Below are 25624 nucleotides of genomic sequence, written 5' to 3'. Positions count from 1 at the left end.
TCTTCAACGGAGACTCTTCCATGACCGACCCCATCGACTCGTCCACCGGCCTCCAGCGTCGCACCCTGCTGCAAGGCACCGCCGGCATCCTTGCCACGGGCATTGCGCCCTTCGTGCATGCGCAGGAAAAAATCGTGCTGCGCTACCTGGGCACGGCGGTGAACCAGGACAAGGCGATTGCCGAGAAGTTCAAGGCCGACACGGGCATCGAGATCCAGTACGTGGCCGTGACCACCGACGACGTGACCAAGCGCGCCGTGACCGCGCCCAACAGCTTCGACCTGATCGACACCGAGTTCTTCTCGCTCAAGAAGATCGTGCCCACCGGCAACCTGAAGGGCATCGACACGAAGAAGATCAAGAACGCCGACAAGATCACCACGCTCTTCACCAAGGGCGAAGTCGCAGGCAAGGCGGTGGGCGACCAGGGCACCGCACCCAAGAAGGTGATCTATCTCGAAGGCGAGAAGTCGAAGAAGTTCGCGACCGAGCCCACGCAGTTCATGTCGCTCATCCCCACGGTCTACAACGCCGACACGCTCGGTATTCGCCCCGACCTGATCAAGCGCCCCATCGGTTCGTGGGCCGAGCTGCTGAACCCCGAGTTCAAGGGCAAGGCCGCGATTCTGAACATTCCGTCGATCGGCATCATGGACGCCGCGATGGTGGTGGAGGCCAAGGGCATCCACAAGTACAAGGACAAGGGCAACATGACCAAGGCCGAGATCGACCTGACGATCAAGACCCTGATCGAAGCCAAGAAGGCCGGCCAGTTCCGCGCGCTGTGGAAGGACTTCAACGAGTCGGTCAACCTGATGGCCTCGGGCGAGGTGGTGATCCAGTCGATGTGGTCGCCCGCCGTCACGGCCGTGCGCACCAAAGGCATTGCCTGCAACTTCCAGCCGCTCAAGGAAGGCTACCGCGCCTGGGCCGCCGGCTTCGGTCTGCCGGCCACGCTGTCGGGCAAGAAGCTCGACGGTGCTTATGAATTCATCAACTGGTTCCTCGACGGCTGGGCCGGCGCGTACCTGAACCGCCAGGGCTACTACAGCGCCGTGCTCGACACGGCCAAGGCCAAGATGGAAGCCTACGAGTGGGCCTACTGGATGGAAGGCAAGGCCGCCTCGCAAGACATCAAGGGCCCGAACGGCGACCTGCTGGCCAAGGCCGGCGCGGTGCGCGACGGCGGCAGCTACGAGCAGCGCATGGGTGGCATCGCCTGCTGGAACGCGGTGATGGACGAGAACGAGTACATGGTCAGAAAGTGGAACGAGTTCGTTGCCGCCTGATCCTGTGAGCGCTCCCATTTCCAGCGCGCACGCGCCCAGCCCGTCCGTCCATGCCGTGAAGGCATGGTGGCAGGCGGCGCCGTTCGCGCTGGTGTTCCTCCTGTTCTTTTTGATTCCGCTGGCGCTCATCGCCATGGTGAGCCTGTGGAACTTCAACGAGTACGAGCTGATCCCGGCGGTAACGCTGCGCAACTACCTGAGCCTGTTCGAGGGCTGCTCGCAGCTCACCGACAACGGCGACCTGTGCGTCACGCTCAACACCTACCTGAGCACTTTCAAGTTCTGCCTGCTGGTGTGGGGCATCACGCTGCTCGTCGGTTTTTCGGTGGCGTACTTTCTCGCTTTCCACGTGCGCTCGTCGACCATGCAGACGGTGCTGTTCGTGCTGTGCACGGTGCCGTTCTGGACCTCCAACGTGATCCGCATGATCTCGTGGGTGCCGCTCCTGGGGCGCAACGGCCTGGTCAACCAGATGCTGACCGGGCTCGGCCTGGTCGAGCAGCCGGTCGAGTGGCTGCTGTTCTCCGATTTCTCGGTGGTGCTGGCCTTCGTGCACCTCTACACGATGTTCATGATCGTGCCGATCTTCAACAGCATGATGCGCATCGACCGCTCGCTGCTCGAAGCCGCGAGCGATGCGGGCGCCTCGGGCTGGCAGACGCTCTGGAACGTGGTGGTGCCGCTGTCGCGCACCGGCATCCTGATCGGCTCGATCTTCGTCATCACCATCGTGATGGGCGACTTCGTGACCATCGGCGTGATGGGTGGCCAGCAGATCGCATCGATCGGCAAGATCATCCAGGTGCAGACCTCTTACCTGCAGTTTCCGCTGGCCGCGGCCAACGCGATGATTCTGCTGGCGGTGGTGCTGATGATCATCTGGGGGCTCACCCGGCTGGTCGATATTCGCAAGGAACTCTGAGATGGAACGCCGCCCCGGCTTCTGGCCCCTTGCGATCGTGTTCGGCCTTTTCGTGCTGTTCCTCTACGGCCCGATGATCACGATCTTCATCCTGAGCTTCCAGGGCCCCGAAGGCGGCCTCACTTTTCCGCTGCGCGGCGTCTCGCTGCACTGGTTCTACAAACTGGCGGAGGGCCTGGGCACCGTCGACATCGGCGCGGCCTTCAGGCGCTCCCTGGCGCTGGGCGCGGTAGTCATGGGCTTCACCGTGGTGCTGTCGGTGCTGGCTGGACTCGCGTTCCGCAAGAAGCTGGCTGGCAGCAACGCCCTGTTCTTCGTGACGGTGGCGAGCCTCATCATGCCGTCGATCATCATTTCGCTTGGCATCGGCCTGCAGTTCCGGCTCATCGACACCAGCGTCAAGAGCCTGCTCGAAGCCATGGACGCCACTACCCTGCTCGAGGGCTACGGCACCGCGCTCGGCCTGTTCAGTTCCGCACTTGGCGCCCACCTGACCTGGACCCTGCCCTTCGGCCTGCTCATCATGTTCGCGGTGTTCAACCGCTTCAACCCCGCCTTCGAGGAAGCCGCGCGCGACCTCGGCGCCACGCCGTGGCAGACCTTCCGGCACGTGGTGCTGCCGCTGATCGGGCCGTCGATCGTCGGTATCGGCATGTTCGGCTTCACGCTGTCGTGGGACGAGATTGCCCGCACTTCGCAGGCCATCGGCGATGTCAACACGCTGCCGCTCGAGCTGCAGGGCCTGACATCGACCGTCACGACGCCGTCGATTTATGCGCTGGGCACGGTGACCACCGTTGTGTCGCTGCTCGTGATGGCCTTGGCGCTGGGTGCGGCTGCGCTGCTGCGCCGGCGCGCCGTCCGGCCGCGCTAGCACCGAAGACCGGCGCCGCGTCTAGACCTTTTGGCGGACGTGGGCGTTTTCCTACAGCCGCCTAAAATCGCGCTCCAACAAAAGCGCAAACAAAGAGAGAGGCGGGAATGCTCGACATCGACAAACTCAACGAATTCACCCAGAACCATGGCGAGCTGCGCCGCGGCCGGGGCCTCGTAACAGGAACCATCGCGCTGAGTCTGGCCATCCTGTGCTTTCTCGGCGTGCTGGCTTTTCACTTTCCCCAGTACCTCACGACGCCCGAGTTGCGCCGGAGCTACAACGTCGATGTGATGCGCTTCATTCTGCTGGCGGCCATGGTCGTTTCGGGCGGGATGGCGCTGGTGAACATCATCTTCAACCGCTCGCGCTGGCTCTCGTCAGCCGCGTTTTTGCTGGTGGCCGCGGCCGCGCTGCTGGGCGGGCACAAGGTGCCGGTGAACGACTTTGCCGACAACACGCCCTATATCGGCCTGGACTGGTTCATTCTCGACCTGCTCGGCTCCTCGCTGATCTTCATCTTCATCGAAAAGCTGTTCGCGCTGCGCAAGGACCAGCCGGTGTTTCGTGCCGAGTGGCAAACCGACTTTCATCACTTTGTGGTGAACCACATGATCGTGGGCTTCGTGCTGCTGGCCACGAACCTGATGGTGCACAAGTTCTTCGGCTGGGCCGCCAACGACGGCATTCGCGGCTGGGTGGGCAACCTGCCGTTCTGGGCCGGGCTGCTGCTGATCATCCTGGTGGCCGACCTGGTGCAGTACTGGACCCACCGCGCCTATCACGAGGTGCCGGTGCTGTGGCGCCTGCATGCCGTTCACCACAGCGTGAAGAGCATGGACTGGATGGCGGGCTCGCGCCAGCACATCCTCGAACTGCTGATCACGCGCACGCTGGTGCTCGCGCCGATCTACGTGTTCGGCTTCTCCAAGGAAGTGATTGACGCGTACATCGTGGTGGTGGGCTTCCAGGCGGTGTTCAACCACTGCAACGTGAGCGTTCGGCTCGGGCCGCTGCGCTACATCGTCGTGACGCCCAACTTCCATCACTGGCACCACAGCCAGGACGTCGAGGCGCTCGACAAGAACTACTCGGCGCACTACGCCTTTCTCGACTATCTCTTCGGCACCGCTGTCAAGAGCACCAAGCTCTGGCCCGAGAAATACGGCGTGCTCGGCGACTACGTGCCCAACGGATTCTTCAAGCAGCTGAAGTTTCCGTTCGTCTGGAAGGGATGATGATGCGCCCCGCTCCTCTTCCTCTTTTTGCGGGTCACGGCTTCAGCCGCCGCGCCGCCGCGCTCATGGCTGCGGCAGGCGCCGCGCTGCTGCTCACGGCCTGCGCCACGCGGGTCGAACTGCCCTCCAAGGACACCAGCTTGCGCCTGCGCGTGCAAAGCTCGGTCATTGCGCCCGGCAACGGCGGCGAGCTCATCGCCGCCGATGCGCTGCAGCCCGGCGACATCCTTCTGACGTCGATCGCCACGGTCAATTCCTTCGGCATCCGCCTGGGCACCTTCTCACCCGTGAGCCATGCGGTGCTGTACCTGGGCGATGGCCTGATCGCCGAAGCCGTGGGCACCGGCGTGCGCGCACGGCCGCTGGCCGACGTGGTGGACGAAGAACAGATGGTCGTGGCCTTTCGCGTGCCCGGGCTCGACGCCTCAGGCGTCAGAAAGCTCCGCGCCTGGGCCAACTCGCAAGTCGGCACCCGCTACAACACCACCGGCGTGCTGCTGAACGCGCCCTTCGTGCTGAACCGGCGTCTGTGCGAGCTGCCGTTGATTCCTTCCGCCGTCAGCCACTACTGCATCAGTGGCATGGCCATGGTGCAGCTGGGCGCGAGCCGCGACGACCAATTCTTCTGCTCGCAGTTCGTGCTCGAAGCCTACCGCCAGGCCGGGCTGCCGATCACCGACGCCGATCCGCGCTGGGTAAGCCCGGCCGACCTGCTGCACATGCGCGAGGGCGACGTGCCCTCGATTGCCGCCACGCAGCCGCTGCGCTACATCGGGCACCTGAAGTACAACGCGCCGCCGCTGCTGGCGGCTGATGGCCCCTGACCGATTTGAGCGCTCCTTTCCAGTTCGATGTCGTCGTGGTCGGCGCCGGTGCGGCCGGGCTGTTCTGCGCCGGGCTGGCGGGCCAGCGCGGGCTCAAGGTGCTGCTGGTCGACCACAGCGAGAAGGTCGGCGAAAAAATCCGCATCTCGGGCGGCGGCCGGGCCAACTTCACCAACCGCGACCTCGACGTGCGCGCCCCGCAGCGCCACTTCATCGGCGACAACCCGAATTTCTGCCGCTCGGCACTCTCGCGCTATGCGCCGCAGCAGTTCATCGAGCTGGTGCAGAAGCACGGCATCGCCTTTCACGAGAAGCACAAGGGTCAGCTGTTCTGCGACGGCTCTTCGCAGCAGATCGTCGACCTGCTGCTGGCCGAGTGCGAGGCGGGCAACGTGACGCGCTGGCAGCCTTGCAAGCTTGGGAAGATCACGTTTTCGGCACCAGAAGTCGGCGCGGCGGGCACCGGCAGCTACCGAATCGATAGCAGCAAAGGTCCCATCGAAACGCCCAAGCTGGTGGTGGCCACCGGCGGCCTGTCGATTCCGCAGATCGGCGCCAGCGATTTCGGCTACCGCCTGGCCGAGCAGTTCGGCCTGCGCGTGATCACGCCGCGCCCCGCCCTGGTGCCGCTGACCTTCGGTGGCGAGGCCTGGGCGCCGTATGCCGAACTGGCCGGGCTGGCGCTGCCGGTGCGTATCGAGACCGGGGCCAAGAAAGAAAAGATGGCCTTCCTCGAAGACCTGCTGTTCACCCACCGCGGCCTCTCGGGCCCGGCCGTGCTGCAGATTTCGAGCTACTGGAAGCCCGGAACCCCGTTGACGCTCGATTTCGCACCCGGCGTGAAGGTGGCCGAATCTTTGGGCGAGGCCAAGCTCCGCTCGAAGAAGCGCATCGCCAACGAACTGGCCGCGCTGGTGCCCTCCCGGTTGGCGGACGCCTGGGTGGGCCAGGATCCGGCCCTGCAGCGCCCCGTCAACGAGGCGGCCGACAAGGCCTTGGCCGCCCTCTCCGAGCGGATTGCCCGCTGGCAGATCACCCCGAGCGGCACCGAAGGCTACAAGAAGGCCGAAGTCACCGCCGGCGGGGTCGACACCCGCGATTTGTCCTCCCAGACCATGGAATCGAAACAGCCGGGCCTCTATTTCATCGGTGAAGTGGTCGACGTGACGGGCTGGTTGGGCGGATACAACTTCCAATGGGCCTGGGCGAGCGCACATGCGTGCGCAACCGCGCTATAATCGCGGGCTAACTTTGGCCTCCCCTCAACGGCCGCAAAAAATTTTCAGTTGAGGAACCCCGGCTTGGGGCCTCGATCTCCCCGAGCCAAATTCAGTTCAACGATTCATCAATGACCACTATCCGCGTTAAAGAAAACGAGCCTTTCGACGTCGCCCTGCGCCGCTTCAAGCGCACCATCGAAAAGCTCGGCTTGCTGACCGACCTGCGTGCCCGCGAGTTCTACGAAAAGCCGACCGCCGAGCGCAAGCGCAAGAAGGCAGCCGCCGTCAAGCGCCACTACAAGCGCGTGCGCAGCATGCAGCTCCCCAAGAAGCTGTACTGATGCCCATTGGCAACAGGGTCGCCGGCCTTTGACGCAAGTCGGCCCAGCGATCCGATAGCTGCCTCAGCCGCGCCAGGGAAACCTGCCGCGGCTTTTGTTTTTCCCGAACCAGGAGCCCCGAGCATGAGCCTCAAGGAACAGATCACCGAAGACATGAAGACCGCGATGCGCGCCAAGGACTCGGAGCGCCTTGGCACCATCCGCCTGCTGCTGGCTGCCCTGAAGCAGAAGGAAGTCGACGAGCGCGTGGAGCTCGACGACGCCATGGTCGTTGCCATCGTCGACAAGATGGTCAAGCAGCGCAAGGACTCGATCGCCGCGTTCACGACCGGCGGCCGCACCGACCTGGCCGACAAGGAATCCGCCGAGATCAAGGTGCTCGAGGTGTACCTGCCGCAGCGCATGAGCGCCGACGAAGTCGCCGCCGAGGTGAAGGCCATCGTGGCCGAGCTGGGCGCCAAGGGCCCCGGCGACATGGGCAAGGTGATGGGCGCGGTCAAGACCCGCCTCGCCGGCAAGGCCGACATGGGCCAGGTGAGCGCGGCAGTCAAGGCGGCCCTCGCGAGCGCCTGATGATGAATGGCGGCGGCTGCGCCACCACGATCCTGAAGGCCTGCGCCTGCCTGGTCGACGCACGGGGCCGGCTGCTGGTGTTCCGCCATCCCGGAGACGGCAACATGCAGTTGCCCAAGGGCACCATCGAGCCCGGCGAGTCGCCCGAGGCGGCGGTGCGCCGCGAACTGCTCGAGGAGTCGGGCATCGACCATGTCGGCGAGCTGCAGCCGCTCGGCACCCTGGCGCGCGACTGCGAGGCCGGCATCGAGGGCAACACGCTGCGCCACCCCCAGCTGTGGCATCTGTTCCTGATGCGCGCCGAAGGCCCGTTGCCCGAAACCTTCGACCACGTGGCCATGGGCAGCCCCGAAGAAGACGGCCTGGTGTTCTCGTTCAGCTGGCTGGCACGGGGCGACGGCATCGAGAACTTCACCCTGCCCTATCGGCAGACCATCGAGCGCGTTCGCGAAGCCCTGCTCGCGGCCTGAGAAGCTGCGCCGTCGGCGCAGAAGGGCTCACGCCAACGCGCGAGCCACCATGTAGAACCCCAGCAACGCCAACCCGGCCAGAAAGCAGCGCCGGAACACCGCCACCGGCAACCGCTTGCGCAGCCACGTTCCCAGCGCCATGCCGCCGATGGCCGGCAGCAGCATCGCGACCGATGCGCCGACTGCGGACACCGGATACTCCCCGTTGCCCGCCAGCCCGACGGCGAGCACCACAGTTGAAGTGGTGAATGAAATGCCCATCGCCTGGATCAGCGCATCGCGCTGGAACCCCAAGGCCTGCATATAAGGCACGGCCGGCATCGCGAACACGCCGGTCACCGCGGTGACCAGGCCTGTCGCCGCTCCCACGACGGGGCCGAGCCAGCGTTCACGCCCCGGCGGCACATGCAGCTGCCGGCCCGTGAGCCCCCAGAGCGCATAGGCCACCAGCGCCACCCCGAGCGCCACCGAGGCCCATGCGTCCCCTGGTACGCCCAGCCATAACGCACCGCCAAGGGTGCCCGCCACGATGCCGGCCTGCATGCCGCCGATGCGGCGCAGAACGGGCTTGAAAGTCGCACGCGGCCCGGTCTGCCAGAGGTTGGTGACCAGCGACGGCACGATCAGCAAGGCTGCCGCTTGGCCTGGCGGCATCCAGAGTGCGAGCAGCGCCATCGCCACCGTCGGCAGGCCGAGCCCGATCACCCCCTTGACCGTGCCGGCCAGCAGAAACACAGCGGCGGCAGCGAGCCAGTGGCCCGCCAGTTGGTTCGATATTTCCATCGATGCCCAGTCTGCCGGCCGGGCTTGCGCCTGGAAATGCGGCTTTGGCGCAGCCGGCCTCAGGCACAGACTGAGGCTCCCGTGCTACCTTGCGGGCTCATCATGCGATTCGACCTCACAGACCTCCGGCTCTTCCTCCATGTTGTGGAGGCCGGCAGCCTGACCGCGGGCGCGCAGCGCTCGCACATGACGCTGGCCTCGGCGAGCCAGCGCGTGCGCGGCATGGAAGACGCGCTCGGCAGCCCGCTGCTCACGCGGCACGCGCAGGGCGTTCGCCCCACCGAGGCCGGCCGGACGCTGCTGCACCATGCGCGCGTCGTGCTGCAGCAGATGGAGCGCATGCGCGGCGAGCTCGGCGAATACGGCCAGGGCCTCAAGGGCCACGTGCGGTTCATGTGCGGCACCTCGGCGCTGAACGAGCACCTGCCCGAAGTGCTGAGCCGCTTTCTCGCGCAGCATCCGCGCATCTCGGTCGACCTGGAGGAGCGGCCAAGCCCCGACTCCGTCGAGGCGCTGCGCGCGGGCCTGTGCGACATCGGCATCGTGTCGGATGCGGTCGGCACCGAAGGCCTCGAGTGCCACCCATTCCGCCGCGACGACCTCGTGCTCGTGATGCCGCGTGGCCACGCGCTGGCCGGACGCCGGCGCGTGCACCTGGCCGAAGTGGCCGACAGCGAATTCGTCGGCCTGACCGAGGACAGCGCACTGCAGCGGCTGGTGACGCAGCATGCCCGCGCCATGGGCAAGCAGCTGGCCTACCGCGTGCGCGTGCGCAACTTCGAGGCGGTGTGCGGCATGGTCGAGCACGGCATCGGCGTGGGCATCGTGCCGCAGACCGCGGCCGTGCGCTGCGCCCGCTCGATGAAGATCGCGCGCGCCGGCCTGAGCGATGCATGGGCCGAGCGCACGCTGATGGCCTGCGTGCGTTCGTCGGAAGATCTGCCGCTCAACGCGCGGCGAATGCTCGAACACTTGCTGGCGCCGCCCGAGAAGGCTGCGGCAAAGTAGCCTGAATGCGAGCGGCGGCGACTCAGCGCGGCCCAAGTGCGAGCAACTCCGCCATCTTCCGCAGCGCTGCTTCGGGTGTCGGCGCAATGTGGATAGAACAGGCCAGCATGAGGTTCAGCGGTTGGCCGAAATCTTCCACCGCGACGCCGCTGCCGCTCTCGCGCAGCACCCCGGCCGCATCGGGTGCGCACTGCAACGCAGACCGGGCACGATCCGCATAGCTGCCCGCGGGTACGCCGTAGGCCACGACGGGAATCTGCAGCGCCACTGCGGCGCCGACTTCGAACACCGTGCCTGAATCGGGCTCCAGGCCGCGGAAGCACGCGAGGTTGGCCACGACACCGTCGGCGCCGCGAAGGCGCTGCATGTTGGCCTCGTAGATTCGCGTCTCCGGTGCTTCGGCGCTCTGCTCCTCGTTGCCATCGGCCGGCAGCAAGGCCGCAAGCCCCAGCGCGTCGCAAGCCGCCGCGAGCCGCACGAAGTGGTCTTGGGCGTCGGGGCGGAAGACGTCCGGGCCCGCCAGGTAGATTCGCGGGCGCGCCGGGTTTTCGGGATATTTGTCCATGAGGGACATCTTAGATTTTTGCTGCCTGCCGTACTACGATGAGACACCATCGCGACGAAGGAGCTGCCATGCCTCTCTACCTGATCGAGCGCAACTTTGCTGATCAACTCGAGGTCTCGCCCGAGGCCGCGGCCGGCATCATCCGCGTCAACGACGACGTCGGCGTGCGCTGGCTGTATTCGTTCCTCAGCGCCGACAAGAAGAAGACCTACTGCCTGTACGAAGCCCCCGGCATCGAACCGATCCGCGAGGCCGCGCGGCGCAACGGGCTGCCGGCCGACGTGGTGATCGAGGTCGACGAGCTGCGCCCGCCTGCGGTGCCGGCCGACCTCATGTCGGCCTGAATCGGCCTGAGTCGGCGGCAACCGGCGCTCCTGCGTTCGTTCATTTCGCCCGTGGGTCGTCCGCCGGATTGACGTAGGTAACGCCCCAGGGGCCGGTGCCGTGCAGTTGCACCACCGTTTCCTCGCTGGTCCAGGCGAAATGCGGAATCTTGGGCTGCAGGATCATCATGCCGCCCGCAACCACCGGCATCGATTTCTGCATGTCGAGCTTGTCGCCCAGGCCCATGTGGAAGGTGCCCGAGAGCACGGTCACCCGCTCGACGGCCGGATGCCAGTGCGACGGAATGCGGTAGTTGGCCGGCACCTTGATGCGCACCGTGAAAGGCACGGCCTCGCTCATGGGGCCTTCGATCACCGCGATCTTCGCGCCGGGCGGCAGCGACGGAACGTCGGCCCATTTCAGGTTGGCGGGCGAGATCATCCGATGGTCCCCGGACTGGGCCCAACTGGTGGCGATGCCCGCGATCAGGGCTGCGCCGATCGCCCAGGCGGCAAATGGTTGGCGTGTCATGGTGAGGTTCCTTTTCTTTCCGAGTCACCGGCGAAGCGCCGCCGGGGCGTTGGCGAGACCGGCCGCTGCGTCTATAGCCGCACCACGTCGCCTTTCAACGAATAGAGAATCGCGACCACCTCGTTTTTCTCGGCCTGGTCGTACCCGTTCTTGGTCATTGCCGCGAGGATGTCGTCCATCGCGGCGACCAGTTCCTGTTCGTTGATGTTCATGCCCTTGTGGGCCGACACCAGGTCCTTGCCGGTGTAGCACTGCGGGCCGCCGCTGCCGGCACAGAGGAACTCGACGACGTGGCGCTCGACCTCGGCGCGGTTGCTGTTCGCGAAGCGGGCGCGGATGAGCGGGTTGGTGTAGTGGTTCTCGACGACATCGGTGACAAGCCGCTGGATGCGCTCCTCACCACCAAGTCGTTCGTACAGGGTTGCGGGCATGAGAAACACTCCTTCGGGTTGAAGGCCCGGCGGCGCCGAGCCAGAGACCCGAAGTTAGGCTTCGGCGCGCGGCCGCGCATCGCCCGAATTGACCATTTCGGGCCGGGCCGCCCAATCGCTCAGGGTTGCTCCCGGCCTTCGGCCGCGACGCGATGGTGGTGCGCCCAGGCCGCGGCTTCGGTGCGGCTGTGGCAGTCGGTCTTCGAGAGGATGTGGCGCACGTGGTGCGCCACCGTGTGCGGGCTGATGAACAGGCGCTCGGCGATCGCCTGGTTGCTGTGGCCGGCACAGAGCAGCCGCAGCACGGAGAGCTCGCGCCGGCTCAGGCCCTCGGGGGCCGCAGGCGGTGCCGCGCCGGCACCGTCGGGTTCGCGCTGCAGCGCCTCGCAGCGCCGCGCCAGGCCGGCCATGCCCAGTTCGCGGCCGAGCGCGAGTGCCGCATCGAGCTGCGTGCTCGCGGCCGCTACGTCGCCGCATGCGGCCAGCCAGCGCGCCCATTCGAAGCGGCTGTATGCCAGCCAGGGGCGGCCGCCGCAGCGCTCGTCCAGGGCAACCGCAGCCTCCAGATGCGCCGCGGCGTTCGCATGGTCGCCCGCCAACGCGGCCAGCATGCCCCGGTAGCGGTCCACGGCGCCGAAGCACGCGATGTTGGTTCCGGTCACCACGTTGCGGCCGGCATAGGGCGCGAGCAGCCGGTACAGCAGTGCTGCGCGCGGGCGGTCGCCGAGGCGGGCGCAGACCTCGGCCGCGAAGACGATGTTGGTCAGCCACATGCCGTCGCGCGCAATGCCCGCAAAGCCGTCGGCCGCGAGCGCCTCGTAGGCTTCGCGGGCCGGTTCGTACAACTCGAGTTCGGCGCAGATCAGCGCGAGGCCGGGCTGCCAGAGGCTGTCTCGCGGCACGCTGCCGACCAGGCCGCGCAGCACCGGCAGCACCTCGCCAAGGCGCCCCTGGTGCCGCCGCAGCACGAAGATCTGCAGGCTGTAGGCGCCCTGCGCGTTGCCGGGCAGGAAGCGCTGCCCGATCGTGAAGGTCTCGCCGGCCAGGCGCTCGGCATCCGCGAAGCGGCCTTCGTAGGCGGCGAGCAGGGTCAGGCTGGCCAGCCCCATGGCCTGCATGAAGGGCTGGCGGATCGCGTCCGCCACCCGCGCGTGAACCTGCGCCAGCGGGCGCGCCGCGTCGAGCTCCCCCTTCTCGACCAGGTCGCCGAAGTACCAGCCGGTGAGTGCGTCGACCCACTCCATGTGGCCGGCGCGCTCGGCCACTTCGAGTGCCTCGCGCGCGCAGCGAAGGCGCTCGTCGAGCTGGGCGGGGTCGGCGCGCGCCGGCAGAATCGCCGCCAGCGCCTTGAACAGCGGCTGCGGCATCGCCAGCTCGCGCGCCAAAGCCACGGCGCTGCGCTGCGCCGCGTTGGCCTGCGGCTGGTGGCCGCAGAAGATGCAGGCGCGGCACAGCGCGGCCAGCAGATCGACCCGCAGCGCGGCATCGAAGCCGTCCGCCTGCACCAGCGCCTCTTCCAGCAAGGCCGCCGCCTGCTCGCCCGGGCGGCTGATGCGCCAGCCGTTGTTCTCGAAGCCGAGCGCCGCCTGCGCGAACAGGTCCGTGTCGCCGAGCGCCCTCGCCAGCGTGGCCGCCTCGAGAAAGGTGGCGGCACTGGCGTCGTTCTCGCCGGCGTGCGTCTGCACCGCGCCGAGCGCCAACAGCAGCGCGCCATGCCGCGCGCGCTCGGCCGGCAGCCAGCGCTCCTGCAGCTGCAATGCGAGCCGGTAGCAGCGCAAGGCCTCTTCGTATGCCATCAGCGCGACGGCCCGCGCGGCGGCCTGCTGCGCGATGTCCAGCGCACGGGCCGCGCTGCCCACAGGCAAGGCCGCGGCTGCGTGGTAGGCCAGCTGCGCCAGCACCGCATCGAGCCCGCCGGCGTGGCGCGCCTCGAGCGACTCGGCGATGCGCCCGTGCAGCGCAACGCGGCGCGACGCGGGCAACTCGTCGTAGAGCACTTCGCGGATCAGCACGTGGCTGAACTGGTACTGCGGCCCGGGCAGCACGACCTCGATGACGCGCTGCGCCAGCGCCTCGTCGAGCCTGCCCAGCAGCGCGGCCTCACTGCCGGCGCCGGCCAGTTCGGCCAGCAGCGGCAGGTCGAAGTCGCGGCCGATGCAGGCGGCGATCGCGAGCAGTTCGCAGCACGGCGCCGAGAGCTGGTTGAGCCGCTGGCCGATCACCGCGCGGATACCGCTCGGCACGGTCTCGACCCGCGCCGCGGTGGCATGCGGGTCGTCGCCGCAGGGCCCCTGGCGCAGGAAGCGCAGCGTCTCGACCAGGTACAGCGGATTGCCTTCGGTGCGGCGGTGCATCGTCGCAATGACGGCAGGCGGCGGTGTCACGGCGCTTGCCGCAGCGACCATCCGCTCGGCCTCGTCGAGGCTCAGGCCCTGCAGCGGCAGGCGGGAGAACTGCCGCGTGTTCAGCAGCTCGGCCAGGGTCGAGGCCAGCGGATGCTGGCGCGACAGGCCGGCCTCGCGGTAGGAGCCGAGCAGCAAGATGCGGGATTCGCCAACGTCCTGGGCAATGAAGGCCAGCAGCCGCAGCGACGACGCATCGGCCCAGTGCAGGTTGTCGAGAATCAGCAGCAGCGGGCGCAGCGTCGCCACCTGGCGCCAGAAATGAGCGACCGCGGCAAACAGCCGGAAGCGCGCCTGGTCGCCCTCGCCGATCGCCGGCACCGCGGTGCCGGCGGGCAGCCTCTCGGCGAGTTCAGGTGCAATTTCGACGGCCGCGGCAGCCTCGCGCCCGAGCAGCGCAGGCAGGCGCTCGTCGCGGCAGGCTCGCAGGCAGGCCTGCATCGCGCGCGTCCACGGCAGAAAGGGCGGCGCGCCGGGCTCCTCGAGGCAGCGCCCCCACAAGGTCAGCATGCCGCGCCGCAAGGCCAGCGTCGCCACCTCCTGGGCCAACCGCGTCTTGCCGATGCCGGCCTCGCCGCTCAGCATGACGACGCGGCCGCGCCCGGCCAGCGCCCCACCGAGCGCATCGTGCGTGAGCTGCAATTCGCCGCGGCGGCCGACGAAGGGCTCGTTCGCGCCCACCGCCGCCGCTCCTGCGATCGGCGCCGCGCCGCAGGCCGGACATGGCGCATCGGCGTGCAGGCGAACGCGCCCGCAGCGATGACAGCCCATCCGGTCCAGCGTAGCCATGCCGCTCCTTGTGCTTTGCCGGCCATGGGAGACCGGCAAGAGCAAGTCTGCGCGCGGCGAATGCTTATAGGACTTAGGACTTACGCCACGGTGAAGGGCGCACCTGACGGCTGAAAGGCTTGCTTCTGTGCGGCCGTCAGCTCCGCCGCCCTGCCCAGCCCGGCTTCAGCCTGGCTGCGGAACTGCCGCGGCGTGACGCCGTTGTGCAGCCTGAAGCGGCGGCTGAAGTACACGGCATCGCCAAAGCCACACTGCCGCGCGATGTCCGCGATGCGGGCGTTCGACGTGACCAGCAGTTCCTTCGCGCGCTCCAGGCGGCGCTCGGTCACGAGTTCGGTGAAGGTGCGGTGGGTCTGCTTCTTGAGCAGATGCGCGAGGTAGTTGGGCGACAGCATGGCCGCCGCCGCGGCATCGTTGAGCGACATCTCCTCGCCCAGATGCTCGCGCACATAACGCATCACGCGCTGGAGTGCATCGCGGCCCGGGCTGCGGCCGCTCTGCAGCGCGACCTGTGCGAGAAGTTGCGCCTCGTGCCGGTCGCAGGCCAGCGCCATCAGCTGCAGCAGGATGCCGCGAATCGCGCCCACGCTGCCGAAGCACCGCTCCCGGTTCAGCGCGGCGAGTTCTTCGAGCCACCCGAGAATGCGCGCGAAGTCGGCATCGCCGAAATGAAAATCGACGTACTCCTGGAACAGGAAGGGCGCGAGCTCGGGCTGGCGCAGGGCCGGCACCTCCTCAAGATCCAGCGCCTCGACCGCCAGCTCGGGCCAGAGAAAGCCCTGGTCGAAATTCACGATGGCGTAGCGCGCGCCGGGCGGATGCGGCACCACGTGCACCCGGTAAGGCAGCACAAAGCTCAAGTGCCCCGCGGTGAATGGGCGCACCGCGCCGCCGATTACCTGTTGCGAGCCGCCGTGGATGCTGACCTGGATCTGGAAATACTCGTGCCGGTGCGGCCGCGCCAGCACGTCCCGCGCGCCTTCGAAGCGAATGTCGAAGTCGAGATGGTTCGCGCGCTCCTGCATGCCGTAGAGGCGAAGGCTGGATTGAAGGGCCGACATGGCGCGATGGTAAGCCCTGGCCCAGGCTGCCCCGGGCGGCCGGCCCGGTGTTGCTTGCGTCCTGTTTTTGCGTAGATGCGTGCGGAAACGCCGCGGCAGCGCGCTCCAGAATGGCCCGGCTGGCTGCGGCCGGCTTTCATCGCTCACCAAAAGACTCAGGAGACAAAGATCATGTCCAGTTCACGACGCGGCCTGCTGGCCGGCTCCGCCGCCATGGCGGCCGGCGCAGTTGCCGGTTGCGCCTTGCCGGCCGGCGCATCGCGCGCGCCGCAGACGCCCTTCGCGGTCGCGCAGACCACGGTTCCGATCGTCGGCAGCGAGCAGGCGTTTCCGGTGCGCCGCATCTACTGCATCGGCCGCAACTACGCGGCCCATGCGCGCGAAATGGGTTCCGACCCCACCCGCGAGCCGCCTTTCTTTTTCCAGAAACCGACGGATGCGATCCAGGTCGTGATGCCCGGCACCGTGGCCGACCATCCGTACCCGACGCTCACGAAAAACTACCACTACGAGGTGGAACTGGTCGTGGCACTCGCCAAGGGCGGCCGCGACATCGCACCGGCGGATGCTCTGGGCTTGGTTTACGGCTATTCGCTCGGCCTGGACATGACCCGCCGCGACCTGCAGCGCGAGATGGGCGACCAGAAAAAGCCATGGGAAATCGGCAAGAGCTTCGACAAGTCGGCGCCCATCGGGCCGATCCATCCGGTGGCCAAGGTCGGCCACTACACCGACGGCGCGATCTGGCTCAAGGTGAACGGGCAGACCAAGCAGAACGCCACGCTCAAGCACATGATCTGGTCGGTGGCGGAGCAGATCAGCCGCCTGTCGCAGGCTTTCGAGCTGATGCCCGGCGACATCATTTATTCGGGAACGCCGGAGAACGTGGGCCCGGTGGTGCGCGGCGATGTGATCGAGATCCACATCGACGGCCTGCCGAACCTTTCGGTTCGCATCGTCTGAGCGAGGAAGGCGGCTGGCGCCCTCAGCTGCCGGCCACCTTCATGCGGTTGATCAGGACCGAGCCCGTGGTCTTGGCGCCGAAAGTGTAGGCATCGGCGCCGATGGCCTCGATGCCCATCAGCATGTCTTTCAGGTTGCCGGCAATGGTGATCTCCTGCACCGGGAAGGCGATGCGGCCCTTCTCGACCCAGAAGCCGCTGGCGCCGCGCGAGTAGTCGCCGGTCACGTAGTTCACGCCCTGCCCCATCAGCTCGATCACGAACAGGCCCGTGCCGAGCTTGGCCAGCATGGCGTCGAGGTCGTCGCCGGCCTTGGTGAGGCGCGAGGTCAGCGTCAGGTTGTGCGAGCCGCCGGCATTGCCGGTGGTCTTCATGCCCAGCTTGCGCGCGGAATAGGTCGAGAGAAAGTAGCCTTCGAGCCGGCCGGCATCCACCACCTTGCGCGCACGGGTCACCACGCCTTCGTCGTCGAACGGCGAGCTGCCCTTGCCGCGCATCACATGCGGGTCTTCGGCCACGTCGACGTGCTTGGGCAGCACCGGCTTGCCGAGCGAATCGAGCAGGAAGGTGCTCTTGCGGTACAGCGCCCCGCCGCTCACGGCCTGCACCAGTCCGCCCAACAGGCCCACGGCCAGGGGCGACTCGAACAGCACCGGGCATTCGGTGGTCTTGATCTTGCGCGACTTGAGCCGGCTCAGCGCCCGCTCTGCGGCGTAGCGGCCCACGGCCTGCGGGCTGGCCAGTTCGCCGGCCGAACGCATGGAGCTGTACCAGGAGTCGCGCTGCATGTCGTCGCCCTTGCCGGCGATGGGCGCAACCGAAATCGAATGCCGCGAACTGGCGTAGCCGCCGCGAAAACCGTGCGTGTGGGCGCTGAAAAAGTGGCTCTGCTGGGCCGAGACGCCCGCGCCTTCGCTGTTGGTAATGCGCTTGTCGGTCGAAAGCGCCGCGGCTTCGCATTCCAGCGCCAGCTTGGCCGCCTGCTCGCTCGTCACGTCCCAGGGGTGGAACAGGTCGAGTTCGGGGTGTTCCTTGGCAATGTCTTCCTCGTCGGGAAGACCGCTGACCGGGTCTTCCGCCGTGAAGCGGGCAATGTCGTAGGCGGCCTGCACGGTCTGGGCGATGGCGGCCTCGGAAAAGTCGGAGGTGCTGGCGTTGCCGCGGCGGTGGCCCACGTAGACCGTGATGCCCAGCGACTTGTCGCGGTTGCGCTCCACGTTCTCGAGTTCGCCCTTGCGGACCGAGACGCTGAGGCCGCAGCCCTCGGAGGCCTCGGCACCGGCATCGGTTGCACCGAGCTTTTTGGCGTGGGCCAAGGCCGTGTCGACCAGGTTTTCGAAGAAGGAGCGGCTGTAGGCGAAGCCGGAATCGGCGCGCGAGGAAGATGTCGTCATGTGGTGGCTATGATACTTGCGCCCCCTATTCTCTGTTTCCCCCCGGCTCGCCCCTCTGCATTGCACGCGTTGCAACGCCGCACGGTGCGGCCCAGAATCCACCCCATGTCCCGCAAACCCAAAAAAGGCTATTTCGTCCGTGGTCAGTTCGTTGCCGAAGGCAGCGAGCTCGACCTGGAGCTCAAGCGCGAGCTCAAGGGCACCGACGAAGCCAGCCGCACCGATCTCAAGCGCGAAAGCGATGAACTGCAAAAGCTCGGCACCGAGCTGCTCGGCCTGCGCGCCGGCCTGTTCGACGCTCTCCCGCTGGGCGAAAAGCTGGTCGACGCCGTCGCCGAAGCCAAGCGCATCACCAATTTCGAAGGCAAGCGCCGCCAGATGCAGTTCATCGGCAAGCTGATGCGCAAGCTCGAACCCGAAGTGCTGGAAGCCGTGAAGCAGGCGCTGACCGAGCAGAACACCGTGCCGGCCGCCGAAGCCGCCGCCCTGCACGAGGCCGAACGCTGGCGCGACCGGCTGATTGCCGACGACGACGCGCTCGGCGGCTGGATCGAAACCCACCCCGCCACCGACTCCCAGCAGTTGCGCGCCCTGGTGCGGCAGGCCCGCAAGGACATGAAGACCGGCCCCGCCGGTGAGGCGCCCCGCCAGGGCAAGGCTTACCGCGAGATCTTCCAGCTGGTGCGCGCGCAACTCGCGGTGCACGGCGGTGCGGACCATGCCGCGGCGGCTGCCGCGCAAGACCGGGAAGAGGACGCATGAGCACACCCGACCCTGTTCGCATCGGCATCGTCTCCATCAGCGACCGCGCCTCCAGCGGCACCTACGAAGACAAGGGCCTGCCCGCCTTGAAGGAATGGCTCGGCCGGGCGCTGAAGAACCCCATCGATTTCGAGTCCCGGCTGATTCCCGACGAAACCGCGCTCATCAGCGCCACGCTCATCGAACTGGTCGATGCCGGCTGCTCGCTGGTACTGACCACGGGCGGCACCGGCCCGGCCCTGCGCGATGTGACGCCCGAGGCCACGCTGGCCGTGGCCCACAAGGAAATGCCTGGCTTCGGCGAGCAGATGCGCCAGATCAGCCTGCGCTTCGTGCCCACCGCGATCCTGTCGCGGCAGGTGGCGGTGATCCGCGACAAGAGCCTGATCATCAATCTGCCGGGGCAGCCGAAGTCGATTGCGGAAACGCTCGAAGGGCTGAAGGACACCGGAGGCGTGCAGGTCGTGCCGGGCATCTTCGCGGCGGTGCCCTACTGCATCGACCTGATCGGCGGGCCGTACCTGGAAACCGACGATTCAGTCTGCAAGGCCTTCAGGCCCAAGTCGGCGATACGCCCGCCGCACTGAAGGCGTCGCGGGCTTGGTGGCGCCGGCGTTGCAGCCAACCCGTCGGCAATGCCGCCACGAACTCACCTGGACAAGACCAGGCTTTGCGGGCGGATACCCCCGGTCGCCACGGTCGGAACGGCCGTCGGGCCCAATGCGCCGCTGCTGGCATCGATGGCGTAGCCCGATATGTCCTTGGAAATACTGTTCGTCGCGTAGGCAAACCGACCCGTGGGGTCTACGGTGATGGCGAAGGGGTAACTCCTTGCGGCCACTGTCGGCGTGGCCATCGGACTCAAGGCACCGGTGACAGCATCGATGGAATAGCCCGACACGGTGTTGTCCCATGTATTCGTCACATAGGCAAACCGCCCCGTGGGGTCCACGGCGATAGAACTGGGGTTTCTGCCGGTTTCAAACGTCGGCACAGCCACCATCGGGCTCAAGGCGCCGGTGCCGGCATCGATGGTGTAGGCCGACACGTTGTTGGAGTTTGCATTCGTCACGTAGGCAAACCGGCCCGTGGGGTCCACGGCGACGGAGGTGGGGGTAACTCCTGCGGGCACCATCGGCGTGGCCATCGGACTCAAGGCGCCGGTGCTGGCATCGATGGTGTAGCCCGACACATTGTTGGAGACGCTATTCGCCACATAGGCAAACCGGCCCGTGGGGTCTACGGTGATAAAGACGGGGAAAGACCCTGCGGCCACCGTCGGCACGGCCATCGGACTCAAGGCGCCAGTGCTGGCATCGATGGTGTAGCCCGTCACATTGTGGGAGCTGATATTCACCACGTAGGCAAACCGGCCCGTGGGGTCTACGGTGATGAAGATGGGGAAAGACCCTGCGGCCACCGGCGGCACGGCCATCGGACTCAGTGCGCCAGTGCTGACATTGACGATATAGGCCGATACATTTCCATCGCCTTGATTCGCCACGTACGCAAAACGGCCCGTAGGCTCCACGGCCACGGAGGAAGGGCCGTTGCCTGTCCCCACCATCGGCCCGGCCGTGCCCAGTACGCCGGTGCTGGCATCGACGGTGTAAGGAAACAGGTTGTCGGAGTCCCTGTTTGTCACATAGGCAAAGCGCGCCGCAGGCGCGGCACAGGTCACTGCCACATTGGTGACGGCGGCATCGGCGACAGTGCCGACGCCGTTGCTGACGGTGCAGACCCGGGTCAGGATCCTGGACTGGCTCTTGATCGTGACCGCATAGCCCTTGCCGCCGAGGAGCTTGGTGGGAAAACTGAAGTTGCCGTTTGCCGCAACGGCCAGGTCGTCGCCGGCGTTGTTCTGCAACACAAGGCCGGAACCCAGCAAACCGCTGACATTGCCGCTCACCGCGTAGGTGGCGGCTGGGCCTGCCGGCGGTGCGGGAGCATCCGGCACAGGCACGGCCGGTGGCGGTGGCGGTGGTGATGCCGGCGGCGGCGGCGTCAATGCCAAGGGAATGAAGCCATTGCCACCGCCACCCCCTCCACCACCACCGCAGGAGGCCAGACCGACGATCATCGTGCCCAGCAAAATGCTGCCGAGTCGATCCGACCAGGACCGCCGGGTGAACCTTTCGTGCGAAGGTTGAGAACAAGTGCCGTGGATGGGAGCAAGCGCCGACATGCAGAAAACCTTTGGATCAACCGAATTTCAAAACGTGTCGAAGTGTGAGTTTTTCGTTCAGGTCGATCCATCCCCGAGAACTGGTAGACGCCTCTACGTCATGCGCCAGGGTGCCTCCTGCCCTGGCGGCTCCTCCACCTCGTCCTCGTTGCGCCGGTGCGCCATGCGGTAGAGCAGCGGCAGCACCAGCAGCGTCAGCGCGGTCGACGACAGGATGCCGCCGATCACCACCGTCGCCAGCGGCCGCTGCACCTCCGCGCCGGTGCCTGTGGCAATGGCCATTGGCACGAAACCCAGAGAAGCGACCAAGGCCGTCATGAGCACCGGCCGCAACCGCGTGAGCGCGCCTTCGCGGATCGCGGCATCGAGCGGCAGCCCACCCTCGCGCAGGTTACGGATGAACGAGATCATCACCAGCCCGTTGAGCACCGCCACACCGGAAAGCGCAATGAAGCCCACCGCCGCCGAGATCGACAGCGGAATGCCGCGCAGCCACAGCGCCACAATGCCGCCCGTGAGCGCAAACGGAATGCCGGTGAACACCAGCAGCCCATCCTTCAGGTTGCCGAACATCGCGAACAGCAGCGTGAACACCAGCAGCAGCGACACCGGCACCACCACCTGCAGACGCTCGGTCGCCGAAGCCAGGTTCTCGTACTGACCGCCCCATGCGGTCCAGTAGCCGGGTGGAATGCTCACCTTGCGCATCGCTTCCTCGGCCTCGGCCACGAAGGAGCCGAGATCGCGGCCGCGCACGTTGGCGCTCACCACGATGCGGCGCTTGCCGTTCTCGCGGCTGACCTGATTGGGGCCGGGTGCGAGCTCCAGCGTGGCCACTTCGCCGAGCGGTATGAAGCTGGTGCGCTGCGCCTCCGCGCCAACGCTCTTTGGCAATGCCACAGGCAGGCGCTTGATCGCCTCCAGATCGGTGCGCAGGTTCTCGGGCAGGCGCACGAGGATGTCGAAGCGCCGGTCGCCGTCGAACAGCGTGCCGGCCTCACGCCCGCCCACTGCGATGGAAATCGCATCCTGCACATCGCCCACGTTGAGGCCGTAGCGCGCGGTCTTGCTGCGGTCGATGTTCACCGTAAGCATCGGCAGGCCGGTGGTCTGCTCGACCTTCACCTCTGCGGCACCGGAGATCTTGCTCAAGGTTTCCGACACTTCGGCCGCCGTCTTGTTCAGCACGTCCATGTCGTCGCCGAAGATCTTCACGGCCACGTCGCTGCGCACGCCCGAGATCAGCTCGTTGAAGCGCAGCTGGATCGGCTGCGAGAACTCGTAGTTGTTGCCCGGCAGCTTCTCGACCTCTTCCTGCACCGCCGCGAGCAGCTCGGCGCGTGTGCGTTTCGGGGCGGGCCACTCGCTCTCGGGCTTGAGCATGATGTAGCCGTCCGAGATGTTCGGCGGCATGGGGTCCGACGCGATCTCGGCCGTGCCGGTGCGCGCGAACATGCGCTCGATCTCCGGAAACTTTTCTTTCAGCGTGCGTTCGATCTGCTTTTGCATTTCGACCGACTGCGTGAGGCTGGTGCCCGGAATGCGCAGCGCCTGAACGGCAAAGTCGCCCTCGCCCAGGCTTGGCACAAACTCCGTACCCAGCCGCGTGGCCAGCAAGCCCGAGAGCAGCACCGCCACCACCGCCGTGGTAATGACCAGCGGCTTGGCCGTCATCACGCGCGCCAGCAGCGGCTCATAGCCGCGCCTGGCCCACTGCATCAGGCGATTCTCTTTCTCGCTCACCCTGTTGCCGATGAACAGCGCCACGGCCGCCGGAATGAAGGTGATCGACAGGATCATCGCGCCCAGCAGCGCAATCACCACGGTGAAGGCCATCGGGTGGAACAGCTTGCCCTCCACACCCGTGAGCGCAAAGATCGGCAGGTACACGATCATGATGATCAGTTGCCCGAACAGCAGCGGGCGCCGCGCCTCCTGCGAGGCAGCGAACACTTCGTGGAAGCGCTCGCTGCGCGTGAGCGGCCGGCCGTGCCTGGCTTGCGCATGGGCGAGCCTTCGCACGCAGTTCTCCACGATCACCACCGCCCCGTCGATGATGATGCCGAAGTCCAGCGCGCCCAGGCTCATGAGGTTGGCGCTGACCTTCTGGTTCACCATGCCGGTGAAGGTGAAGAGCATCGACAGCGGAATGACCAGCGCGGTGATCAGCGCCGCGCGCATGTTGCCGAGAAACAGGAACAGCACCGCAATCACCAGCACCGCACCCTCGAAGAGGTTCTTCTTCACCGTGGCGATGGCCTTGTCGACCAGCACCGTGCGGTCGTACACCGTCACGGCCTTCACGCCCGCGGGCAGCGTGCGGTTGATCTCCTGCATCTTCTTGTCGACCGCCTGCGAGACGGTGCGGCTGTTCTCGCCGATGAGCATGAACACCGTGCCCAGCACCACCTCGCGGCCGTTGTCGGTGGCCGCGCCGGTGCGCAGCTCCTGGCCGATGCCGACCTCGGCCACGTCCTGCACGCGCAGCGGCACGCCCCCCACGTTGCCCAGGATCACGTTGCCGATGTCTTCCACCGACTTCACCTGCCCCGGCGCACGGATGAGGTACTGCTCGCCGCGCTTCTCGATGTAGCCCGCGCCCACGTTGGCGTTGTTGCGCTCCAGCGCGGTGACCAGGTCGGTCATCGTGAGGCCATGCGCGAGCAGCTTGGCGGGGTCGGGCGCGATCTGGAACTCCTTGGCGTAGCCGCCGATGGAGTTGATCTCGGTCACGCCCTTCACGTTGCGCAACTGCGGCTTGATGATCCAGTCCTGGATCTCGCGCAGGTCGGTGGGCGTGTAGGGCTTGCCGTCCGCCTTCTTCGCGCCCTCTTCCGCTTCCACGGTCCAGAGATAGATCTCGCCGAGGCCCGTCGATATCGGCCCTATCACCGGCGAGATGCCGCCCGGCATGCTCTCGCGCGCCGACTGGATGCGCTCGTTCACCAGTTGCCGCGCAAAGTAGATGTCGGTACCGTCCTCGAAGATCACCGTCACCTGCGAGAGGCCGTAGCGCGAGAGCGAGCGCGTCTGCTGCAGGCCCGGCAGGCCGGCCATCACCGTCTCGATGGGATAGGTCACGCGTTGTTCGGCCTCGAGCGGCGAATAGCCGGGCGCGGCGGTGTTGATCTGCACCTGCACGTTGGTGATGTCGGGCACCGCGTCGATGGGCAGCTTCTGGTAGCTGAAGACACCGAGCGCGGCCATGCCGAGCACGGCCAGCAAGACCAGCCAGCGCTGTTCAATGGAAAACCGGATGACTCGTTCGAACATGCGGCGTCCTCAGTGGGTGTGCGTGGCAGAGCTCTTGCCCTGCTGTGACTTGACGACGAAGCTGCCGCTCGCGGCATAGGCCGTGCCGGGCTTCAGGCCGCTCAACACTTCGATGCGCCGGCCGTCGCTGCGGCCGGTCTGCACATGCTGCGGCATGAAGCCGCCGGGCACCTTGAGGAAGACGGTGGGTTTTTCTTCCACCGTCTGCACCGCGTCGGTCGCTACCGTCACGGGAGCATCCGCTTCGGACGAAACGAGCTCCACGTTCACGAACAGGCCCGGCCGCCAGACACGCTGCGGATTCGTCACCGTCACACGCGCCGTGGCCGTGCGCGTCTGCGCGCCGATGAGCGAGCCCACGTACGACACAGTGCCGCCGGCCGTCTGGTCGAACGCGGTCGAGCGGATGGTCACCGGCTCGCCGATGCGCACCAGGTTCAGGTTGTTCGCGGCCACGCTGATCTCGGCCCACACGGTGGAGAGATCGGAAATGGTGAAGACGCTGGCGTCTTCCTTCACCGCTTCGCCGAGCGAGATGTGCTTTTCGACCACCATGCCGTCGAAGGGCGCGCGCAGTTCGTAGCGGCCGAGCGCCGGCGAGCCCGGCGTGGCGCCCAGCGCCAGCAGCTTCTGGTTCGCATTGGCCACGGCAATCTGCGCCTCCTGCATGGCCTGCTCGGCCTGCAGGTAGTCTTGCTGCGCCGAGATCTTTTCTTCCCAGAGTTTCTTCTCGCGCTGGTAGGTGGTGCGGGCCAGTTCCAGCCGGCGCTGCGCGGATTGAAGTTCGCTGCGCTGCTCCGAGAGCATTGGGCTGGAGAGCACGGCCAGCACCTGGCCGCGCTTCACCTCTTGCCCGAGGTTGGCCGATACGCTGTCGACCACGCCGGCGACGCGCGGCACCACGTGGGCCGTGCGGTCTTCGTTGAACTTGATCTCGCCCGGCAGTTGCAGAGACGACTTGATGCGCGCAGGGCCGGCGCTCTCGATGGCCAGGCCGGCGGCCTTGATCTGCTCGTCGGTGAAGGCGACCTTTTCTTCGCCCTCCTTGTGTGCCTTCGGCTCGCCCTTTGCCTCGCCAGATGTGCCTTTCTCCGCATGCTCTTCCGCGTGCTCCTCGCCGTGATGCTCCTTGTCGGCGTGGCCTTTCGCATCGGCATGACCGTGGTCGTGGTCGTGGTCCTTGCCTTCGGCCTTTCCTTCTTCGTGATGCTCGCCATCGGCATGGCCGCCGGCTTCCGAATGGCCGGCCGCCTCGGGCTTGGCCGGTGCGGTGCGCAAAATCAGCGCGCCGGCGCCAAGTCCCATCACCAGAACAGCCGCGATGGCCATCCACTGCTTCTTGCCGATGCGCTCGGCGGGCGTGTTGCGTTCTTCTGTGTTCATGATCTTGTGAATTCCTGAAG

General features: G+C 66.8%; 24 protein-coding genes. 14 read left to right on the top strand and 10 right to left on the bottom strand.

All coding sequences use genetic code 11. The annotated features are described in order from the left end of the window. The first annotated feature begins 20 nt into the window (after positions 1-20). The 9 genes from ABIC94_RS13225 (at position 21) to ABIC94_RS13185 (ending at position 7751) form a co-directional block, all read left to right on the top strand. On the top strand, positions 21-1289 hold the full coding sequence (locus ABIC94_RS13225) for an ABC transporter substrate-binding protein (RefSeq protein WP_354373451.1): 1269 nt from the start codon (positions 21-23) through the stop codon (positions 1287-1289). A gap of 4 nt (positions 1290-1293) precedes the next feature. After that, positions 1294-2211 carry an ABC transporter permease gene (locus tag ABIC94_RS13220; RefSeq protein WP_354373450.1) on the top strand — a complete coding sequence of 306 codons (918 nt, stop codon included), beginning with the start codon at positions 1294-1296 and terminating at the stop codon, positions 2209-2211. 1 nt (position 2212) lies between these two features. Further along, positions 2213-3085: an ABC transporter permease gene (locus ABIC94_RS13215; protein ID WP_354373449.1), complete on the top strand. Its 873-nt coding sequence runs from the start codon at positions 2213-2215 to the stop codon at positions 3083-3085. A 107-nt stretch (positions 3086-3192) separates the two neighbouring features. Beyond that, positions 3193-4323 carry a sterol desaturase family protein gene (locus ABIC94_RS13210; protein WP_354373448.1) on the top strand — a complete coding sequence of 377 codons (1131 nt, stop codon included), beginning with the start codon at positions 3193-3195 and terminating at the stop codon, positions 4321-4323. Positions 4324-4325: 2 nt separating this feature from the next. Beyond that, a complete protein-coding gene (locus ABIC94_RS13205) occupies positions 4326-5147 on the top strand; it encodes a YaeF family permuted papain-like enzyme (RefSeq protein WP_354373447.1) in 822 nt (273 codons plus the stop codon). A 5-nt stretch (positions 5148-5152) separates the two neighbouring features. Next, positions 5153-6385: an NAD(P)/FAD-dependent oxidoreductase gene (locus tag ABIC94_RS13200; RefSeq protein ID WP_354373446.1), complete on the top strand. Its 1233-nt coding sequence runs from the start codon at positions 5153-5155 to the stop codon at positions 6383-6385. 110 nt (positions 6386-6495) lie between these two features. Beyond that, entirely contained in the window at positions 6496-6708 is a 213-nt protein-coding gene (gene rpsU / locus ABIC94_RS13195; RefSeq protein WP_007833691.1) for a 30S ribosomal protein S21, read from the top strand. A gap of 123 nt (positions 6709-6831) precedes the next feature. After that, a complete protein-coding gene (locus tag ABIC94_RS13190) occupies positions 6832-7281 on the top strand; it encodes a GatB/YqeY domain-containing protein (RefSeq protein WP_354373445.1) in 450 nt (149 codons plus the stop codon). Further along, the gene (locus tag ABIC94_RS13185) at positions 7281-7751 is read left to right on the top strand and encodes an NUDIX domain-containing protein (protein ID WP_354373444.1); all 471 of its coding nucleotides are present in this window, start codon (positions 7281-7283) and stop codon (positions 7749-7751) included. The genes ABIC94_RS13190 and ABIC94_RS13185 overlap by 1 nt, the downstream gene beginning before the upstream one ends. Positions 7752-7778: 27 nt before the next feature. Here the strand turns inward: ABIC94_RS13185 and ABIC94_RS13180 are convergent, their stop codons facing one another. Beyond that, a complete protein-coding gene (locus tag ABIC94_RS13180) occupies positions 7779-8534 on the bottom strand; it encodes a sulfite exporter TauE/SafE family protein (protein WP_354373443.1) in 756 nt (251 codons plus the stop codon). Positions 8535-8636: 102 nt separating this feature from the next. Here ABIC94_RS13180 and ABIC94_RS13175 point away from each other — a divergent pair, with 102 nt between their 5' ends. Then, entirely contained in the window at positions 8637-9542 is a 906-nt protein-coding gene (locus tag ABIC94_RS13175) for a LysR family transcriptional regulator (RefSeq protein ID WP_337313809.1), read from the top strand. A gap of 22 nt (positions 9543-9564) precedes the next feature. Here the strand turns inward: ABIC94_RS13175 and ABIC94_RS13170 are convergent, their stop codons facing one another. Then, positions 9565-10107, bottom strand: a complete 543-nt coding sequence (locus tag ABIC94_RS13170) for a nucleoside 2-deoxyribosyltransferase (RefSeq protein WP_354373442.1) — start codon at positions 10105-10107, stop codon at positions 9565-9567. Positions 10108-10175: 68 nt separating this feature from the next. Between ABIC94_RS13170 and ABIC94_RS13165 the strand changes: the two genes are divergently transcribed. Beyond that, entirely contained in the window at positions 10176-10451 is a 276-nt protein-coding gene (locus ABIC94_RS13165; protein ID WP_354373441.1) for a DUF4242 domain-containing protein, read from the top strand. Positions 10452-10491: 40 nt separating this feature from the next. Here ABIC94_RS13165 and ABIC94_RS13160 read toward each other — a convergent pair whose 3' ends face one another. From ABIC94_RS13160 to ABIC94_RS13145, 4 genes are all read right to left on the bottom strand, one after another. Then, a complete protein-coding gene (locus tag ABIC94_RS13160) occupies positions 10492-10962 on the bottom strand; it encodes a cupin domain-containing protein (RefSeq protein WP_354373440.1) in 471 nt (156 codons plus the stop codon). 71 nt (positions 10963-11033) lie between these two features. Then, positions 11034-11393, bottom strand: coding sequence for a group I truncated hemoglobin (locus ABIC94_RS13155; RefSeq protein ID WP_354373439.1), 360 nt, complete (start codon positions 11391-11393; stop codon positions 11034-11036). 119 nt (positions 11394-11512) lie between these two features. Further along, positions 11513-14584, bottom strand: a complete 3072-nt coding sequence (locus ABIC94_RS13150; RefSeq protein WP_354373438.1) for a helix-turn-helix transcriptional regulator — start codon at positions 14582-14584, stop codon at positions 11513-11515. Positions 14585-14664: 80 nt separating this feature from the next. Beyond that, complete coding sequence (locus ABIC94_RS13145; protein WP_354373470.1) at positions 14665-15609, bottom strand: helix-turn-helix transcriptional regulator; 945 nt, start codon at positions 15607-15609, stop codon at positions 14665-14667. Between the two features lie 207 nt (positions 15610-15816). Here ABIC94_RS13145 and ABIC94_RS13140 point away from each other — a divergent pair, with 207 nt between their 5' ends. Then, positions 15817-16608, top strand: a complete 792-nt coding sequence (locus ABIC94_RS13140; protein WP_354373437.1) for a fumarylacetoacetate hydrolase family protein — start codon at positions 15817-15819, stop codon at positions 16606-16608. A 22-nt stretch (positions 16609-16630) separates the two neighbouring features. Here ABIC94_RS13140 and pmbA read toward each other — a convergent pair whose 3' ends face one another. Then, on the bottom strand, positions 16631-18001 hold the full coding sequence (gene pmbA / locus ABIC94_RS13135) for a metalloprotease PmbA (protein ID WP_354373436.1): 1371 nt from the start codon (positions 17999-18001) through the stop codon (positions 16631-16633). Between the two features lie 105 nt (positions 18002-18106). Between pmbA and yjgA the strand changes: the two genes are divergently transcribed. After that, positions 18107-18763 carry a ribosome biogenesis factor YjgA gene (gene yjgA / locus ABIC94_RS13130; protein WP_354373435.1) on the top strand — a complete coding sequence of 219 codons (657 nt, stop codon included), beginning with the start codon at positions 18107-18109 and terminating at the stop codon, positions 18761-18763. Next, the gene (gene mog / locus ABIC94_RS13125) at positions 18760-19350 is read left to right on the top strand and encodes a molybdopterin adenylyltransferase (RefSeq protein ID WP_354373434.1); all 591 of its coding nucleotides are present in this window, start codon (positions 18760-18762) and stop codon (positions 19348-19350) included. The genes yjgA and mog overlap by 4 nt, the downstream gene beginning before the upstream one ends. A gap of 62 nt (positions 19351-19412) precedes the next feature. Here mog and ABIC94_RS13120 read toward each other — a convergent pair whose 3' ends face one another. From ABIC94_RS13120 to ABIC94_RS13110, 3 genes are all read right to left on the bottom strand, one after another. Further along, positions 19413-20948: a lactonase family protein gene (locus ABIC94_RS13120; protein ID WP_354373433.1), complete on the bottom strand. Its 1536-nt coding sequence runs from the start codon at positions 20946-20948 to the stop codon at positions 19413-19415. Positions 20949-21041: 93 nt separating this feature from the next. Continuing rightward, a complete protein-coding gene (locus ABIC94_RS13115) occupies positions 21042-24221 on the bottom strand; it encodes a CusA/CzcA family heavy metal efflux RND transporter (protein ID WP_354373432.1) in 3180 nt (1059 codons plus the stop codon). Between the two features lie 9 nt (positions 24222-24230). Further along, positions 24231-25604, bottom strand: coding sequence for an efflux RND transporter periplasmic adaptor subunit (locus tag ABIC94_RS13110; RefSeq protein WP_354373431.1), 1374 nt, complete (start codon positions 25602-25604; stop codon positions 24231-24233). Positions 25605-25624: the final 20 nt, after the last annotated feature.

This window comes from Variovorax paradoxus (assembly GCF_040544635.1).
Taxonomy (GTDB): domain Bacteria; phylum Pseudomonadota; class Gammaproteobacteria; order Burkholderiales; family Burkholderiaceae_C; genus Variovorax; species Variovorax paradoxus_R.
This window is presented reverse-complemented; position numbering and strand designations above follow the sequence as displayed.

Coding starts and splice junctions, on each gene's coding strand:
- ABIC94_RS13225 (WP_354373451.1), top strand. CDS start 21: ATGACCGACCCCATCGACTCGTCCACCGGCCTCCAGCGTCGCACCCTG.
- ABIC94_RS13215 (WP_354373449.1), top strand. CDS start 2,213: ATGGAACGCCGCCCCGGCTTCTGGCCCCTTGCGATCGTGTTCGGCCTT.
- ABIC94_RS13210 (WP_354373448.1), top strand. CDS start 3,193: ATGCTCGACATCGACAAACTCAACGAATTCACCCAGAACCATGGCGAG.
- ABIC94_RS13205 (WP_354373447.1), top strand. CDS start 4,326: ATGCGCCCCGCTCCTCTTCCTCTTTTTGCGGGTCACGGCTTCAGCCGC.
- rpsU (WP_007833691.1), top strand. CDS start 6,496: ATGACCACTATCCGCGTTAAAGAAAACGAGCCTTTCGACGTCGCCCTG.
- ABIC94_RS13190 (WP_354373445.1), top strand. CDS start 6,832: ATGAGCCTCAAGGAACAGATCACCGAAGACATGAAGACCGCGATGCGC.
- ABIC94_RS13185 (WP_354373444.1), top strand. CDS start 7,281: ATGATGAATGGCGGCGGCTGCGCCACCACGATCCTGAAGGCCTGCGCC.
- ABIC94_RS13180 (WP_354373443.1), bottom strand. CDS start 8,534: ATGGAAATATCGAACCAACTGGCGGGCCACTGGCTCGCTGCCGCCGCT.
- ABIC94_RS13175 (WP_337313809.1), top strand. CDS start 8,637: ATGCGATTCGACCTCACAGACCTCCGGCTCTTCCTCCATGTTGTGGAG.
- ABIC94_RS13170 (WP_354373442.1), bottom strand. CDS start 10,107: ATGGACAAATATCCCGAAAACCCGGCGCGCCCGCGAATCTACCTGGCG.
- ABIC94_RS13165 (WP_354373441.1), top strand. CDS start 10,176: ATGCCTCTCTACCTGATCGAGCGCAACTTTGCTGATCAACTCGAGGTC.
- ABIC94_RS13160 (WP_354373440.1), bottom strand. CDS start 10,962: ATGACACGCCAACCATTTGCCGCCTGGGCGATCGGCGCAGCCCTGATC.
- ABIC94_RS13155 (WP_354373439.1), bottom strand. CDS start 11,393: ATGCCCGCAACCCTGTACGAACGACTTGGTGGTGAGGAGCGCATCCAG.
- ABIC94_RS13150 (WP_354373438.1), bottom strand. CDS start 14,584: ATGGCTACGCTGGACCGGATGGGCTGTCATCGCTGCGGGCGCGTTCGC.
- ABIC94_RS13145 (WP_354373470.1), bottom strand. CDS start 15,609: ATGCAGGAGCGCGCGAACCATCTCGACTTCGACATTCGCTTCGAAGGC.
- ABIC94_RS13140 (WP_354373437.1), top strand. CDS start 15,817: ATGTCCAGTTCACGACGCGGCCTGCTGGCCGGCTCCGCCGCCATGGCG.
- pmbA (WP_354373436.1), bottom strand. CDS start 18,001: ATGACGACATCTTCCTCGCGCGCCGATTCCGGCTTCGCCTACAGCCGC.
- yjgA (WP_354373435.1), top strand. CDS start 18,107: ATGTCCCGCAAACCCAAAAAAGGCTATTTCGTCCGTGGTCAGTTCGTT.
- mog (WP_354373434.1), top strand. CDS start 18,760: ATGAGCACACCCGACCCTGTTCGCATCGGCATCGTCTCCATCAGCGAC.
- ABIC94_RS13120 (WP_354373433.1), bottom strand. CDS start 20,948: ATGTCGGCGCTTGCTCCCATCCACGGCACTTGTTCTCAACCTTCGCAC.
- ABIC94_RS13115 (WP_354373432.1), bottom strand. CDS start 24,221: ATGTTCGAACGAGTCATCCGGTTTTCCATTGAACAGCGCTGGCTGGTC.
- ABIC94_RS13110 (WP_354373431.1), bottom strand. CDS start 25,604: ATGAACACAGAAGAACGCAACACGCCCGCCGAGCGCATCGGCAAGAAG.